12 protein-coding genes and 2 pseudogenes are annotated in these 14948 nt (G+C 70.7%); 7 read left to right on the top strand and 7 right to left on the bottom strand.

Going from position 1 to position 14948, the window contains the following annotated elements:
* Positions 1–174 precede the first annotated feature (174 nt).
* Entirely contained in the window at positions 175–1197 is a 1023-nt protein-coding gene (locus RJQ01_RS11130) for an EamA family transporter (RefSeq protein WP_350476790.1), read from the top strand.
* A 138-nt stretch (positions 1198–1335) separates the two neighbouring features.
* Here the strand turns inward: RJQ01_RS11130 and RJQ01_RS11125 are convergent, their stop codons facing one another.
* Together RJQ01_RS11125 and RJQ01_RS11120 are read right to left on the bottom strand one after the other, a co-directional pair.
* Complete coding sequence (locus RJQ01_RS11125) at positions 1336–2220, bottom strand: DEAD/DEAH box helicase (protein ID WP_350476828.1); 885 nt, start codon at positions 2218–2220, stop codon at positions 1336–1338.
* A gap of 200 nt (positions 2221–2420) precedes the next feature.
* A pseudogene (locus RJQ01_RS11120) lies at positions 2421–3269 on the bottom strand (DEAD/DEAH box helicase); the annotation flags it as partial.
* 284 nt (positions 3270–3553) lie between these two features.
* Between RJQ01_RS11120 and RJQ01_RS11115 the strand changes: the two are divergent.
* Positions 3554–4030, top strand: coding sequence for a GNAT family N-acetyltransferase (locus RJQ01_RS11115; RefSeq protein WP_350476789.1), 477 nt, complete (start codon positions 3554–3556; stop codon positions 4028–4030).
* A 16-nt stretch (positions 4031–4046) separates the two neighbouring features.
* On the opposite strand, the gene RJQ01_RS11110 is transcribed toward RJQ01_RS11115, so the two are convergent.
* The 3 genes from RJQ01_RS11110 to yczR all read right to left on the bottom strand — a co-directional run bounded on the left by RJQ01_RS11110 (position 4047) and on the right by yczR (position 9753).
* Entirely contained in the window at positions 4047–4967 is a 921-nt protein-coding gene (locus tag RJQ01_RS11110) for an ion transporter (RefSeq protein WP_350476787.1), read from the bottom strand.
* A 104-nt stretch (positions 4968–5071) separates the two neighbouring features.
* The gene (locus tag RJQ01_RS11105; protein ID WP_502885264.1) at positions 5072–8167 is read right to left on the bottom strand and encodes an efflux RND transporter permease subunit; all 3096 of its coding nucleotides are present in this window, start codon (positions 8165–8167) and stop codon (positions 5072–5074) included.
* Positions 8168–8328: 161 nt separating this feature from the next.
* The gene (gene yczR, locus RJQ01_RS11100) at positions 8329–9753 is read right to left on the bottom strand and encodes a MocR-like transcription factor YczR (RefSeq protein WP_350476785.1); all 1425 of its coding nucleotides are present in this window, start codon (positions 9751–9753) and stop codon (positions 8329–8331) included.
* 62 nt (positions 9754–9815) lie between these two features.
* On the opposite strand from yczR, the gene yczE reads away from it, so the two are divergent.
* Together yczE and RJQ01_RS11090 are read left to right on the top strand one after the other, a co-directional pair.
* Positions 9816–10610, top strand: coding sequence for a membrane protein YczE (gene yczE, locus RJQ01_RS11095; RefSeq protein WP_350476784.1), 795 nt, complete (start codon positions 9816–9818; stop codon positions 10608–10610).
* Complete coding sequence (locus RJQ01_RS11090; RefSeq protein ID WP_350476783.1) at positions 10607–10750, top strand: hypothetical protein; 144 nt, start codon at positions 10607–10609, stop codon at positions 10748–10750. The genes yczE and RJQ01_RS11090 overlap by 4 nt, the downstream gene beginning before the upstream one ends.
* Here the strand turns inward: RJQ01_RS11090 and RJQ01_RS11085 are convergent.
* Positions 10726–11472, bottom strand: a complete 747-nt coding sequence (locus tag RJQ01_RS11085; RefSeq protein WP_350476782.1) for a MerR family transcriptional regulator — start codon at positions 11470–11472, stop codon at positions 10726–10728. The two genes, RJQ01_RS11090 and RJQ01_RS11085, sit on opposite strands and share 25 nt — an antisense overlap.
* Before the next feature lie 352 nt (positions 11473–11824).
* Between RJQ01_RS11085 and RJQ01_RS11080 the strand changes: the two genes are divergently transcribed.
* A complete protein-coding gene (locus RJQ01_RS11080) occupies positions 11825–12688 on the top strand; it encodes a DUF4097 family beta strand repeat-containing protein (RefSeq protein WP_350476781.1) in 864 nt (287 codons plus the stop codon).
* The gene (locus RJQ01_RS11075; protein ID WP_350476780.1) at positions 12685–13380 is read left to right on the top strand and encodes a PadR family transcriptional regulator; all 696 of its coding nucleotides are present in this window, start codon (positions 12685–12687) and stop codon (positions 13378–13380) included. The genes RJQ01_RS11080 and RJQ01_RS11075 overlap by 4 nt, the downstream gene beginning before the upstream one ends.
* A 76-nt stretch (positions 13381–13456) precedes the next feature.
* Here RJQ01_RS11075 and RJQ01_RS11070 read toward each other — a convergent pair whose 3' ends face one another.
* Positions 13457–14101 carry a TetR/AcrR family transcriptional regulator gene (locus RJQ01_RS11070; protein WP_350476779.1) on the bottom strand — a complete coding sequence of 215 codons (645 nt, stop codon included), beginning with the start codon at positions 14099–14101 and terminating at the stop codon, positions 13457–13459.
* Between the two features lie 167 nt (positions 14102–14268).
* Between RJQ01_RS11070 and RJQ01_RS12810 the strand changes: the two are divergent.
* A pseudogene (locus RJQ01_RS12810) lies at positions 14269–14910 on the top strand (NAD(P)-dependent alcohol dehydrogenase); the annotation flags it as partial.
* Positions 14911–14948: the final 38 nt, after the last annotated feature.

Here is a 14948-nt window from a genome sequence, read left to right as displayed (position 1 = left end):
GAAAGTCTGACGGGGCTGGGCTGATCGGCGCGCACACCCGCGGGCATCCAGGCTACGAGAGTCCCGCGCCTCGCGCGCGAATATGACGCTGACCCCTCTCCCCCCAACCGGCGCGTGCACCTCAGCATTCCCCTGGAGTGCGAGAATCGACGGCGGGCCGGTCGACTGCGGGAGGTGCGCGTGCTCACAGTGGTTCTCGGCCTCGCCGGTGCGCTCGTCTACGGCGCCGCCGACTTCCTCGGCGGGCTCGCCTCTCGACGCATCTCGGCCTTGCGCGTCACCGCCCTCGCAGCGCTCTCCGGCGTCGTGCTGCTCGCCCTCGCCGCCGCCGTCGTCGGCGGTGAGTGGAGCCGCGAGGCTCTGTTCTGGGGCGCACTCTCGGGCGTGACCGGAGCCGGGGCGATCGCCCTGCTGTACGCGTGCCTCGCAATCGGGCCCATGAGCATCCTCTCGCCCCTGACCGCCGTGATCTCGGCGATCGTGCCCATGACGTGGGGGCTCGTGACCGGCGAGCGGCTCGGTGCGATCGCGTACCCCGCCCTCGGCCTCGCCCTCATCGCCGTCGTGCTCGTCGGCTTCGTGCCCGAGAAGGGCGCGGTGCGGCCGAGCCTGCGCGGCCTGCTCATGGCGACGGGGTCGGGGGCCCTCATCGGCGCCTTCTACATCCTCATCGACCAGACTCCCGACGACTCGGGGCTCGTGCCGCTCGTCGCCAACCGCGTCGTCAACGCGAGTCTCATGATCACGGTCATCGTCGTGCTGGCCGTGATCGCGGGGCGGCGCCACGTCTCCGCTCGGGATGCTCCGCTCGCGATCCTCGAAGGAACCCACGGCGCCCCGCACGCACTCGGCGAGCCGGTCGGTGCCGGGCCCGCTGAGGCTCGACCGGCGCCGTCGCCCAGCACCGCGCCTCCCGGCACGACCCTGCTGCGCGCGAGCGCGGCAGCCCTGCGCGGCGGGTGGCGCGCCGGGTTCTGGCTCGCCGTCGGGTGCGGAGTGCTCGACGCCGCCGCCAACGCGATCGTGCTCATCGGGCTGCGGCTCGGCGACCTCACGGTCGTCTCGGTGCTCACCGCGCTCTACCCGGCCGGCACGATCCTGCTCGCGGCGGTCGTGCTGCGCGAGCGCATCGCGCGGCTGCAGTGGGTCGGGCTCGTGCTGGCGCTCGCGGCGAGCGCGATGCTCTCGCTTGCCTGAGCCGAGCATCCCGCACCGCACCCTCGACCTCGACCCCGCACTCGACCGAACGACGGAGACGGGACGGTTCCACACCGACCCAGGTGGGCCCGGCACTGTGGAACGCCGTGGTCTCCGTCGTTCGGTCGACGAGCGCGGCTACAGCGCCGCGAGCTCGTCGAGAAGGGCGTCGCCCGCGCGCACCTCGTGCACGACGGCGTCGATCTCGGCGCGACCGAGCAGCTCGTCGAGCCGGCGGCGGCGCTGGCGCGTGACGAGTGTCACGACCGTGCCGACCTTGCCCGCGCGGCCCGTGCGGCCCGAACGGTGCAGATACGCCTTGTACTCGTCGGGCGCGTCGGCCTGGATGACGAGCGAGATGTCATCGACGTGGATGCCCCGGGCCGCGACATCCGTAGCGACGAGCACCGTCACCCGACCGCTCGTGAGCTTCTCGAGGTTGCGGCTGCGCCGCGCCTGGTTGAGATCGCCGTGCAGACTCACGGCGGGGATGCCCGCGTCGTCGAGCTGATCGGCGAGCTCCTCGGCGAAGGCGCGGGTGCGCGCGAAGACGAGGGTCTTGCCCGGGCCGGCGGCGAGCTGCTCGATGACGGCGCGCTTCTCGCGCTGCTCGACGAGCAGCACGCGGTGGTCGATCGTCGACGACTCCTGGTCCTCCCCCGCGACCTCGTAGACACTCGGGCTCGACAGGAACTCGGTCACGAGGCTCGCGACGCCCGAGTCGAGGGTCGCCGAGAACAGGAGCTTCTGGTTGCCCGAGCGCGTGCGGCGGATGATGCGCTGCACGGGCTCGAGGAAGCCCAATTCGCACATGTGGTCGGCTTCGTCGAGGACGACGATCTCGATGCGGCTCAGGTCGAGGCGACCCTGCTCGACGAGATCCTCGATGCGCCCCGGCGTGCCGATGATGATGTCGACACCGCGGCGCAACGCTCCGACCTGGCGGGCCTGCGGCACGCCGCCGTAGATCTGCGTCGTGAAGAGTCCCACACTGCGGGCGATGGGCTGCACAGTGCGGTCGATCTGCAGGGCGAGCTCGCGTGTCGGCGCGAGGATGAGCGCGCGAGGCGCCCGGCCCTCCTGCCGCTTCCTGTGCGCGTATGGCCGCTCAGGCGTAGCCTTCGCGGCGCTGGCGTCGCGCGAACGCGATGTTTCGCCGCAGCTCCAGCGCGCATGAGCCGCTCGACGAGGGGCGCGCCGAAGGCGATCGTCTTGCCGCTGCCGGTGCGGCCGCGGCCGAGCACGTCCTTGCCGGCGAGCACGTCAGGAATCGTTGCGGCCTGAATGGGGAACGGATGCACGGCACCGAGCTCGGTGAGCGTGCGGGTGATGTTGCCGCCGAGCCCGAGGTCGGCGAAGCTCACGCCCTCGACGTCGCGCGCCTGCACGGCGTCGGCCTCGAGCCGCTCCAGCACCACGTCGTCGACGGGGCCCGCGCCGGAGGGCTTGCTCGGGTAGAAGCCCGCGTCTCGGTGCTCGCCGCGGCGCTCGGGGCGCCGCTCTGCGCGGCCCTGCCTGTCTGCAGCGCCGACACGTCGGCCGCGCTCGCCGTGGGACGCGCGCGACTCGCCGCCGCGGTCGTCGACGTGTCGGTCCTGCGGACGACCGCCACGGTCGACGCGGCGCGCGGGCCGCTCGTTCGCGGCATCCTTGCGCGGGCGCCAGTCGGGGCGGTGCGCCGTGCGGCCCGTGCCCGTGCGCTCGACCGAGTAGTCAGCACCGCGCGGTGCGCGACCGCCGCGAGCATCCGTGCCGGGGCGGCCGCGCTCGGGGCGACCCGCGCTGCCGCGGTCAGGGCGAGCGGCGGCGTCGCGTTCGGGGCGTCCCGCGCGCTCAGCGCGCACATCGCGGTCGCCGCGCGAGCGCTCGGGCGCGTGGCCGCGGTCGACGCGCTCCTCACGGCTCCAGCGCGCCTTCTTCGCGGGCGCGTCGGCCTCCTCGGGCCGGTAGCCGCGGTGCCCGGGGCTGCGCGATCCGCTCGCCGCGGCAGCGCGGCCGCCGGAGCGACCGGCTCCCTGACTGCGGGCGGGGGTGCTGGAGCGCCCGGGGCGCGCCTTCTTGTTCTGAGGCATGGTTGATCGTCTTTCGGATAGTGCAAGAAGCATCGTCGGCGCGTTCGCACCGCTATCCCAGGCAGTCTTCGACTGGGGCCGTCACAACTCGAGGTGTCATCGCTCCGCCGATCGGCGGGGATGTACCGGCCCTGGAGACGCACACGTTCTGTGGCGAATCGCTTCGCCCGTCTCAAGCCGACACTTCACAGTAGCGGACGTCGCTGTGCGACCCCGTATTCCGCCGCGGCCCGGCATTTCGACCCTCCCCTGGCTGTTCGTCCCGCCGGTAGTCTGAGCGAATCATGACGACCGAGCTCGAGTCGACGACCGTGAGCGTGGAGGACCCCCGCCAGCCCGAGGTGGAGGCGATGCTGCGCGCGGGTGAAGCCTTCGCCCGGTCTCTCTACAGCCCCGAAGAGTGCTTCCTGCTGCCGGCCGAGCAGCTCGCTCACCCCGGCACCACGGTCGTCGTCGCCCGCGACGAGGCCGGCACCGCGCTCGGCATGGTGGCCCTCGTCGAGCAGGAGGACGGCGCAGGCGAGCTCAAGCGCCTGTTCGTGCACGAGGCGGCGCGCGGCCGAGGCGTCGCCGACCTGTTGCTGGATGCTCTCGAGCGGGCCGCGCGCGAGCGCAGCATCCGCACCCTCCGTCTGGAGACCGGCACCCGAAGCGATGCCGCGCTGAGCTTCTACGCCCGCCGTGGCTACGAGCGCATCCCGGCCTTCGGCGAGTACGTCGGCAGCGCGACGAGCGTGTGCCTGGCCCGCGCACTCGACTGAGCCGTCAGAGCGCGCTCTACGCGTCGTCGCGCAAGGCGTTCAGTTCGGCGCGCAGCCGCGCGATGCGTGCACCCCGGGCCTCATGGTCGGCCTCGAGGGTGTCGAGCTGAACCTGCAACGCACCGAGCTCGGCCTGGGGATCCTCGTGGTCTCGCGCCTGGGCTTCCTCCCGCTGGTGCGCGACCTCTTCATCGCGCGCTTGATCCATCGCGTTGAGGACGATGCCGATGAGCACGTTCAGCACCGTGAAGACGATGAAGAACATGTAACTCAAGAAGTAGAGGAGAGCGAGAGGGGTGATGCCGATGCCCGCGGTGAACGCGTCGGGGAAGTTCTCGAGCGTGAGCAGCACGACGAGGGTCACCATGGCGACCCCGAGGTCGCCCCACTGCTGCGGGTCGTCGTCGCCGAACAGGTACACGCCCGCCATGGCGTAGAGGAACAGCAGGAATCCGATGAGGACGGAGATGCTGAGCAAGGGAGCGACGCTCTTGATGATCGAGACGCTGAGGATGCGCACTTCGGGCAGGAAGCGGAACAGGCGGATGAGGCGGAACAGGCGGATGAGGCGGAACACGACGGCGTTGCCGTCGACGAACGGCACGGAGATGACGATGAGGAAGTCGAAGATGTTCCAACCGGAGCGGAAGAACATCCAGGGCTTCGTGCCGTAGGAGATGATGCGGAGCAGCACCTCGACGGCGTAGAAGACGAGCGCGATGCTGTCGACGGCGAGGGCGACCTCGCGCACGGAGGGCGCGACGCCGTCGAAGGTGAGGATGGCGAGGGCGACCGCGTTGGAGATGATGACCGCGATCACGACGATCTCGAACGCGGTGCCGTACATGATGCGGGCGAGCCACGCGATGCGGTACGGCGCCAGCTCGACGGGTTGGCCCCGCAGGATGCGCGCCGGGTTGAGCCTGGAAGAGATCACGGGGGCCTCGCTCGCAAGGATGATGGCAGGGTCTCTCCCACGCTACTCGACCCTGAGCGCCGTTCACCCTCACGGCGCCACCGCGCGGCGGCGGGTGCGGATGCTCAGGCGGCGGTCGTGCGCCCCTCGAGCTCGGCCGCTCGCGCCTCGCGGCGCGCCTCGCGGCGCTCCTTCGCACCCTCGACGAGGTAGTAGAGGGCGGGCAGCACGAGGAGGGTCAGCATCGTCGAGGAGACGAGCCCACCGATGACGACGATCGCGAGCGGCTGCGAGATGAATCCGCCGCTGCCCGTGATGCCGAGGCCGAGCGGCACGAGCGCGAAGATCGTCGCCGCCGCCGTCATGAGAATCGGCCGCAAGCGGCGGGAGGAGCCCTCGATGACGGCCTGCCCGACGCTCATGCCGCGCACGCGGTACTGGTTGACGAGGTCGATGAGCACGATCGCGTTGGTCACGACGATGCCGATGAGCATGAGCACCCCGATGAGAGAGGGCACACCCAGCGGGATGTCGGCGATCAGCTGCAGGGCGATCGCGCCGGTCGCCGCGAAGGGGATCGACACGAGCAACAGGAGTGGCTGACGCAGGCTCTTGAAGGTCGCCACCATGACCACGTACACGATGAGGATGGCGGCGAGCAGGGCGAGACCGAGCTGGCTGAAGGCATCCGCCTGCTGGGCGGTGACGCCGCCGAGCGTCGCCCGCGCGCTGTCGGGCAGGGTGGTGCTGTCGACGGCCTCCTGGATCGCGAGGGACGCCGAGCCGATGTCGGCGATCGCGGGCGTGATGCTCACGGTGGCGCTGCGAATGCCGCGGATCGTGGTGATCGTCGCCGGTCCGAACGCCTCCTCCACGGAGGCGAGCTCGCTGAGCGGTTGCGGGCCGATGGCGGTGGGCAGCACGAAGTCGCGCAGCTCCTCGACCGTGGTCGGGGCGTTCTCGTTCGGCAGGAAGATGGAGAGCGTCTTCTCGTCGATGACCACAGAGCCGACGGACGCGGGGAACATCGCCTGCGCGACGATTCCGCCCACGGCGACCTCGGAGAGCCCCAGCTCGGCGGCGCGCTCCCTGTCCACCTCGATCGCCAGGTACGGCTGCGTGGCCGCGAGGTTGCTGGTCGCCTCCGCCGTAACGTCGAGCGCGCTCACCGCGTCGAGGATCGCCGTGGCCGCGTCCTGCAGATCGCTCTCGCTCGCGGCGCTGATGTCGACATCGATCGTGCTGGAGGCGAAGCCGGACCCCGCCGCCTGCAGGGCGATCTCCCCGACGTCGTCGAGCTCGGCAACCGCCTCGCGCACAGCATCCTGCAGCGCGACCTGGTCTGCGCTCTCATCGGTGGTGATCGAGTAGGTGATGTCGCCTCCGCCGCGGATGAAGGCGAGCGCGGAGCCGTCGCCCGAGCCGATCGAGACCTGCACGGTCTCGATGCCCTCGACGGCAAGCAGCTCCTCCTCGACGGTCGTCGCAGCGCGGTCCAGCTCGTCGAGGCTCGTCGCGTTGGGCAGGGTCTGCGTGACGGTGAGCGTGTTCTGCCCCGAGTCGCCGATGAAGTTCGTCTTGAGGTTGGTCGCGAGCCCGGCGGTGCCGCCGAGGATGAGGAGGGACAGCAGGATGGTCGCGACCGGACGGCGGAGGGTCCAGCGCAGAATCGGCAGGTAGCTCCTCTGCAGCCGTGTGGGAGCCGCCGACTCCTCCTCGAGCGACAGGGCGGCCGCGTGCGAGCCCACCTTCGGCGCGCGCAGGAACCAGTACGAGAGCACGGGCACGATCGTGAGCGAGACGAAGAGCGAGGCGCCGAGCGCGATCGCGGTCGTCAGGGCGAAGGGCCTGAAGAGCTCACCCGTGATGTCGCCCACGAGCGCGAGAGGCAGGAAGACCGCGATGGTCGTCGCGGTGGCTGCGGTGATCGCGGTCGCGACCTCCTTGACGCCCACGAGGATGGCTTGCATCTTCTCTTCACCGAGGGCGAGGTGCCGCTTGATGTTCTCGACGACGACGATCGAGTCGTCGACGACGCGCCCGATGGAGATGGTGATGGCCCCGAGGGTGAGGATGTTGAGGCTGTAGCCGGAGACCTGCATGCCGATGAAGGTGAGCAGGATGGAGGTGGGGATCGAGATCGCGGTGACGAGCGTGGAGCGCACCGAGAGCAGGAACAGCAGGATCACGATCACAGCGAAGGCGAGCCCGAGCGTTCCCTCGGTCGCGAGCGCCTCGATGGAGCTCTCGATGAACGGCGCCTGATCGAAGACAACCGTGAACGCGGTTCCGGAGCCGATCGCCGTGGCGAGGCCGGGGAGGGCCTCCTGCACGAGGCGGGAGACGTCGACGGTGTTGCCTGAGGGGGTTTTCGTGACGGCGAGCGTGAGCGAGGGCTCCCCGTTGACGCGGGAGTAGCCCTGGATGGGGTCGCCGACGATGGCGACATCCGCGACATCCGCGATGGTGGTGACGTCGGCGCTCTCCGCGCCGAGGATCGGCAGCGCTTCGAGCTCCTCGATGGTCTCGATGCGCACGCCCGTGAGCACGGCGAGGGTCTGGCCGTCCTCGGTGATGGTGCCGGCCGGCAGCAGCACCCCGTACTCGTCGAGCGTGTCGACGATGTCGGAGCGCACGAGGCCGAGCTCGGCGAGCGCCTCGTCGTCGGCGGTGATCGTGACCCGGTCGCCGACAGCGCCGAAGACGGAGACCTCACGCACACCGTCGAGCTGGGTGAGGTCGGGCACAGCCTGCACCTCGAGCGCCTCGGCGAGGTCGCCGGCGCTCAGATCGCTCGTGACGGCCAACTGGATGACCGGCAGGTCGTCGATCGACCCGGTCAGCACCTGCGGCTCGACGTCGTCGGGCAGCTGCAGCCGGTTGACGGCGAGCTGAACCCGCTGCTCGGCGCGGGCGATGTCGGTGCCGAACTCGAAGCTGGCACTCACCAGTGAGAAGCCGGTGTTCGATGTCGCGTTGGACTCCTCGAGGCCCGGCACGGCCTGAATGGCCGTCTCGATCGGGGTGGAGACGTCCTCTTCGACGACGGCGGGCGCAGCCCCCGGGTACTGCGTGATGACGATGACCTGCGGGAAGCTGATCGAGGGGATCAGCTCCTGCTTGAGGCTGTTGAGTGCGAGGGCCCCGAACAGTCCCACGACGATGGTGACGAGAGCGATGAGCGCTCGGTTGCGCAGGCTGAACACCGAGAGCAGGTGCACGTGGTTCTCCGATGCTGTGGGGTGCCGCTGAGCGGCGCGGGGCAGGGGTGGCGCACGTGCAGGAACGCGCGGGAGGTGCTGAGCATCCCAAAGATTGCTGGGCATTTCCCATGCGGGCGGTATGCGGCCGCCGAGTCGGCGCGCGGGATGCTCGGCTCGAGCTACACGACCGTATCAAGAGGATCATTCACGGGCTGTGAGGGCTCGCGGTCGACCACGTCGCGCCAGGCGCGCTCGAGAGCGTCGATCGCGGCGCGCGTGTCGGCTTCGGGATAGCAGAACGGCAACCGCAGGTAGCGTTCGAACGCTCCGTCGAGCCCGAAGCGCGGCCCCGCTCCGATGAGCACCCCGTGCGCGCGCGCGGCGAGCGCGAGCTGCGAGGCCAGGGGCGCGCCGATGGCGACCCACAGCGTGAGACCGCCGCGCACCTCGGGTATGCGCCACGTGGGGAACCGCTCGCGCAGCAGCCCGGTCAGGAGGGCGTGCCCGGCGCGCAGCTGCTCCCGGCGGGCGTCGAGCACGCGATCGTACTGCTGGAGAAGGCGCAGCAGCATGAGCTGCTCGAGGGTCGGGTTGCCGAGGTCGCTAGAGGTGCGCGTGAGGGCGAGGCGCGTGATGGTGGAGCGCTCTGCGCGGATCCATCCGAGGCGGATGCCGCCCCACACGCTCTTGCCGACAGAGCCGATCGTGATGACTCTGCCGTGGACGCCGAGCGGCGGCGGCGTCTCGCCGTCGAAGGCGAGGTCGCACATGGTCTCGTCGGCGACGATCGTCGTGCCGTGCCGCTCGGCGAGGGCGACGACGCGCGCGCGTTGCGCAGCGGGCATGGTGCGCGTCGTGGGGTTGTGGAAGTCGGGCATGAGGTAGGCGAGCGCCGGAGCCGTGCGGGGGAAGACCTGCTCGAGGGCGTCGTCGTCCCATCCGCTCTCCGTGGTCACGGGGACGGTGACGAGTCGGGCGCCGGCCAGCTGGAAGGCCTCGAGCGCGTGGGGGTAGCTGGGCGATTCGACCAGCACACGGTCGCCACGCGCGACGAGGGCTCGCGCGACGAGCGAGATCGCGTGCTGGGCGCCGAGTGTGACCATGACCTCGTCGACCGTGGTCGGCAGGCCGCGCCGCGTGTAGCGGTCGGCGATCTCCTGCCGCAGTGCGGTGAGGCCGTAGAGGTCGAAGCCGGCGAGCCCGAGGTGCTGCGGCAGGAGGGCGGCGGCGTCGCGGGCTGCGTCCGCAACGAGTGGGATCGCCGTAAGGGTGGCCTTGGAGAACTCGAGCAGGCCCTCGGGGGTGATCGAGGGATCCACGGAGCGCGGTCCGTCGGGCAGGCGGGCGACGCTACCGGAGCCGCGCACGCTCGTGAGGAAATCCAGTTCGCGCAGGCGGGCGTAGGCGGCGGCGACGGTCGTGCGGCTGAGGCCCTCGTGCTGGGCGAGTAGCCGCTCGGCGGGCAGTCGTGTGCCGGGCGTGATGCGCCCGTCGAGGATGAGCAGGCGGATGTGGTCGGCGAGAACTCCGTACAGCGGATCACCGTTCGTCGGCCGCCAGTCGCCGAGTTGAGTGGCCAATCGTCGGGGAGTGAGCGAGGGCACGGGTCCACTCTACGCGTATTGGCCTCTTGCACGACGGTCCAGTTACGCGGTGGACTGTCCTCATGTCCTCCCCTCGCCTGCTCGTGCGCCGCTGGACGCAGCTCCTCTTCGGGCTCTTCCTCTATGGCATCGCTCTCGCTCTCATGATCGAGGCGGCAGTGGGCCTCGACCCGTGGACCGTCTTCGCGCAGGGTGCCGATCTGCAGACAGGCTGGGGAATTGGACTGGTCACAGTGCTGATTGGCGCTCTCGTGCTGCTGCTCTGGATTCCGCTGCGGCAGAAGCCCGGCATCGGCACCGTGCTCAACGTGCTGCTCGTGGGGCCGGCTCTCGAGGTGGGGCTGTGGGCGTTCGACGCTCCGGAGGAGCTGTGGGCGCGCATCCTCATCTTCGGCGGCGGCCTCGCCCTCCTCGCCATCGCGACGGGGCTCTACGTGGGCGCCGGGTTCGGCCCGGGGCCGCGCGACGGGCTCATGACGGGCGCGCACGCCCGTTTCGGGTTCCCCATCTGGGCGGTGCGGGGCACGATCGAGCTCACCGTGCTCACGATCGGCTGGCTGCTCGGCGGCAACGTCGGGCTCGGCACGGTCGCCTTCGCCCTGCTCATCGGACCCATGGTGCACGTGACCCTGCCGCGACTGCGTGTGCCGCTGCCGAGCGACGCGGCGGCCGCGGCGGCCCACCAGCCGGACCTCGGGCATCCGGCGACCTCGGATGCGGCCTCAGACCGCGGGCCGGCGGCTGCGCCCGTCGCCGGCCCGCTCTCCCCCCTCGCGGGCACGTCAGCCGTTCCCGCCGAGTCGCCGGCTCCGCCCGAGGCGGGCACCGCACCGCAGACCGTGGTGGCCGGGTCATGATCGCGCTCGGCACGGCTCTCGTCGCTCTCGCGGTGTGGGCGATCATCGCGACGATCGAGGTGATCGCGAGGGACGGGTACGGTCCCGTACCCGTCCGCTCGCATCACGACGGGTACTACGCGAGCTCGTTCCGCGCGTAGACCCGTATCGCCTCACGCAGGTACTGCGCGGCCTCGAGGCCGCCGTAGTGCCGCGCGAAGCGGTCGTCGGCGACGTACATGTCGCCGAGCCCGAGGTAGGCCTCGGCGCTCATGGGGGCGCCGCCCCAGCCGGCCCGCGCCCAGGCGTAGTGCCGGGCGACGAGTGCCTGCGTGGCCGCGTCCTCCACGGCGGCTCCCGACGCACGCGCCTCGATGAGGCCGGCGGTGATCGCCGCCGCCTCGGCGCGGAATGCCTCCTGCCCCTCGGCGCCCAGCTCGCGCCACCACCGGTCGCTGCGCGCGTAGGCCTCAGCGCCCCAGCGCTGCTCGACCTCCTCCCGATAGATGGTGTGGTCGAACCCGTCGAGCATCTCTTCTGCCATCAGTTCTTCACCTCCCTCCCTCTTGCGAATCGTCGTGGTAACGCTCGCGATCTGCCGCTCGATGCGGGCTCGCTCGTCCTCGAGCCAGCGCACGTGCCTCACGAGCGCTCGCAGGTCGTCGTCCTGCTCGGCGAGCACCTCGCCGATGGCCGTCAGCCCGAGTCCGAGCTCGCGCAGCAGCAGAATGCGCTGCAGTCGCGTCAGCGCCGCCTCGTCGTAGTACCGGTACCCGTTGGCGCCGACGCTCGTCGGGGGCAGCAGCCCGATGTCGTCGTAGTGCCGCAGGGTGCGGCTCGTGACGCCCGCGAGTCGGGCGATCTCCTGGATCGACCACTGCATGCGTCTCGCCTCCTCGTCTCCACGGCACCCCTCGGTGGGGTGCGTGCCCACGCTAGAGGTTGACGCTGCGTCAAGGTCAAGCCTCGGCGGAGCATCCCTGTGGCAGCGCCCCGCGGGCCAGCTGCTCGCGGGGCCGAAAGTGACAAGCCACGCGGAACGTTCCCCGTGGCTTGTCACTTTCGGCGTGTGTGGGTGCGGCGTGGCGCCGTGAGCCGAGCGGGGCCCGACCGTCCCGCTCCGGCCGGACCGGCGGCCCCGCTTGCGCGCGCATCATTCGCGATATATCGTGACTTCTCGAGACGCGATATATCGCGATAGGGATGCCCCGCTGGGGCTCGAGCAAGGAGCACTCATGGCCCAGGAGACGTGGATCGTCACCGACCCGACCGTCATCGACCTCGAGGTGGTGCGCCGCCTCAAGGTGGGGCTCATCGGCGGGCAGATCGACATCGTCGCGCACGACGAGCCGGGCGCACGCGTGGAGGTGCACGAGGTCTCGGGCCGCGACCTCAAGGTCGCGCTCGAGGGCGACACCCTCGTCGTCGACCACCCGCAGCTGAAGTGGGAGACCTTCTTCGAGAACTTCCGCCTGTTCGGCGTGAAGGCGCGTGCCGAGGTGAGCATTCTCGTACCGCGCTCGGCGACGCTGTCGTTCAACGCGGTGTCGGCGGAGGGCCTCATCAGCGGCCTGAACTCTGAGGTGACCGTCAACACGGTCAACGGCGAGGTTGTGCTCGATGGCATCGTCGGCGACGTGTCGGTGCACGCCGTCAACGGTGAGGTGTCGGTGCGCGGGCTGCACGGTGATCTCACGGTGCAGACGGTGAGCGGCGACGTGACGGCGTCCGGTGAGATTCGGCGGTTCACGTGCGACGGCGTGTCGGCGAACGTGGTCGCCGACCTGCACGGCGCACCCGACCGGGTGCGCAACAGCACGGTGTCGGGCGATCTGACGGTGCGGCTCGACGCGGGTCGGCCGTCCCAGTACTCGATCAGCACGCTGAGCGGTCGGCTGCAGCTAGATGACGCGCGCATCAGCGGGGTGAAGGGCCAGTACACGGGTCGCTACGGCGAGCTGGCCGGGTCGTTCACGGAGGTGCGCGCCAACTCGGTGTCGGGCGACGTGTCGGTCGTGCACACGGTGCGCGGGGCATCCAGTGATGCGGCGGGTGAGGATGCGGCGGGCGAGCCCGCCGCCTCGGGAGCCGCCTCGTGAGCCCCGCGGTGTTCGGGCACGGGCACTTGCGGCTGTACCTGCTGTTCGTGCTCGACGAGCGGCCCATGCACGGCTACGAGATCATCCAGGCGCTCAGCGATCGCTTCGGCGGCACCTACGTGCCGTCGGCGGGCACGATCTACCCGAGGCTCGCGAAGCTCGAGGCGGAGGGGCTCGTCTCCAAGGAGTCGGATGGCCGGAAGACGGTGTACGCGCTCACCGATGCCGGTCGTGCCGAACTGAACGATCGGCGCGATGAGCTGGAGGGCATCGAGAACGGCATCGGCGACTCGGTGCGGAGGCTCGCCGACGAGGTGCGGGCCTCGGTGTCGGAGGCGATGACCTCGTTGCGGGCTGAGCTCGCCGCGGCGTCACGCGAGACGCGGGGGGCGGGCGCGACCGCGCGCGAGGCCGCCTCGTACGCGTCGGCGACCGCCGCGGACGCCTCTGCTGCCGCCTCGGACGCGGTGCGCGATGCGACGACCTCGATGCACTCGACGCTGCACGAGTCGCGGGCGGATGCCCGGGCTCAGGTTCAGCGGGCGGAGGTGCTGCTCGCCGAGTTCCGTCAGGACGTGCGCACCGAGCTGCGCTCGGCGGCGGCGCGCGGCGCCGACCTCGCGTCGGCGGTCGACGAGCTGGAGTCGCGACTGTCGCGGCTGCGCGCCGACGTGCTCGGCCTCGTGCGCTGACGGCACGCGGCGCTCGCCCTCGGGTACTCCGCGCCCGTGAACGCGGTTCCCCCGTGCACGCGGCTCCTCAGTCGCGCTACTCGGCGGCTACGGCGCCGGCACGCTCGACGCCGTCGAGAACGTAGTCGAGCCCAGCCTCGAACGAGGCGCCGAAGTCGTACCCGGGCTGCATGACGTGGTCCATGGTGAAGCGCATGAGTGACGGATACCGCTCGGGCGAGAGCGGCACGACGACCTCTTCGCTCGCCTCAGTGAGGTCGCCGCCGCTCTCCCCCAGTGGCAACGCGGATTCTTGCAGCGCGAAGCCGTACACGAACGCATCGACGACCGCGACTCCGTGCGCCACGACCGGCAACGGATAGCCCGTGCTCAACCAGACCCGCAGCATCGCCTCGTGGTGATCGAGGATGTCCTCTCCGGGCTTGCGCCGCGACTCCATGATGGGAATCGCCCACGGGTGCCGACGCAGAGCGTCGCGAAGGGAGCGTGCTCGCGCGCGGATGGCGTCCTTCCACGGGATGGTCGTGTCGGTCGCACCCACCTCGTCGAACACTCGGCCGACCATGCCGTCGATGATGTCGTCCTTGCCGTCGACGTAGTGATACAGCGTCATCGGCTTCACGCCGAGGTGCTCGGCGAGCCGCCGGATCGTCAACGGTTCCAGGCCGATCCGGTCGGCGACCTCCAGGGCCCCCTCGATGATGCGCGCTCGATCGAGCATGGGGTCTCACGTCTCCTTCCGGAACTTGCGGCAACGGATCCGCGCCGCGATCTTGACACATCGTACTAAGTACGCCTATCGTCGTGCGAGTCGTCGTACTTAGTACGAACATCCGATCAGCGAAGGAGGCCCCCGTGCCCGCGAACGTCCCCACCATTCCCACGACCATGAGCGCCGTCGTGCAGCGCGGCTACGGCACCACCGACGTGCTGAGCGTCGACCGCCTCGACGTGCCCGAGCCGGGCGAGGGCCAAGTGCTGCTCCGCGTCGGCGCCGCCGGCGTCGACCGCGGCGTGTGGCACATCATGGCCGGGCTGCCCTACATCGTGCGCCCGATGTTCGGGATGTCCACGCCGCGTCAGCCGATCCCCGGGCTCGACGTCGCCGGCACGGTCGTCGCCCTCGGCTCCGGCACGACCGACTTCACGATCGGCGACAAGGTGTTCGGCACAGCCGACGGCAGTTTCGCCGAGTACGCGGTTGCCGACGCCTCGGCGCTGGCCCGCATCCCGACCGGCGTCGACATGATCGCGGCGGCCGCGCTGCCCGTCTCGGGCCTCGCGGCGCTCGAGGCGGTGCGCGATCACGGCGCGGTCGCCGCGGGGCAAAAGGTGCTCGTTCTCGGAGCCTCCGGGGGCGTCGGCGGCTACGCGGTGCAGATCGCCGCGGCCGCCGGCGCGGAGGTCACGGGCGTGGCGAGCGCGGCGAAGGCCGACTTCGTCCAATCGCTCGGTGCGCGCCGCGTGATCGACTACGCGGTCACCGATGTGACCACGTCGCCTGATCGCTACGACGTGATCATCGACATCAACGGTCGTCTCCCGCTGGGCCGCCTCGTGCGCATCCT

Origin of the sequence: Microcella sp. (assembly GCF_040286215.1) — a bacterium.
Lineage (GTDB): Bacteria > Actinomycetota > Actinomycetes > Actinomycetales > Microbacteriaceae > Microcella.
This window is presented reverse-complemented; position numbering and strand designations above follow the sequence as displayed.

Bases quoted from the DNA above. Each gene is read 5' to 3' on its own strand.
- RJQ01_RS11090 (WP_350476783.1), top strand. From the start codon at position 10,607: ATGATCGCGCTCGGCACGGCTCTCGTCGCTCTCGCGGTGTGGGCGATC.
- RJQ01_RS11070 (WP_350476779.1), bottom strand. From the start codon at position 14,101: ATGCTCGATCGAGCGCGCATCATCGAGGGGGCCCTGGAGGTCGCCGAC.
- RJQ01_RS11115 (WP_350476789.1), top strand. From the start codon at position 3,554: ATGACGACCGAGCTCGAGTCGACGACCGTGAGCGTGGAGGACCCCCGC.
- yczE (WP_350476784.1), top strand. From the start codon at position 9,816: ATGTCCTCCCCTCGCCTGCTCGTGCGCCGCTGGACGCAGCTCCTCTTC.
- RJQ01_RS11080 (WP_350476781.1), top strand. From the start codon at position 11,825: ATGGCCCAGGAGACGTGGATCGTCACCGACCCGACCGTCATCGACCTC.
- RJQ01_RS11085 (WP_350476782.1), bottom strand. From the start codon at position 11,472: ATGCAGTGGTCGATCCAGGAGATCGCCCGACTCGCGGGCGTCACGAGC.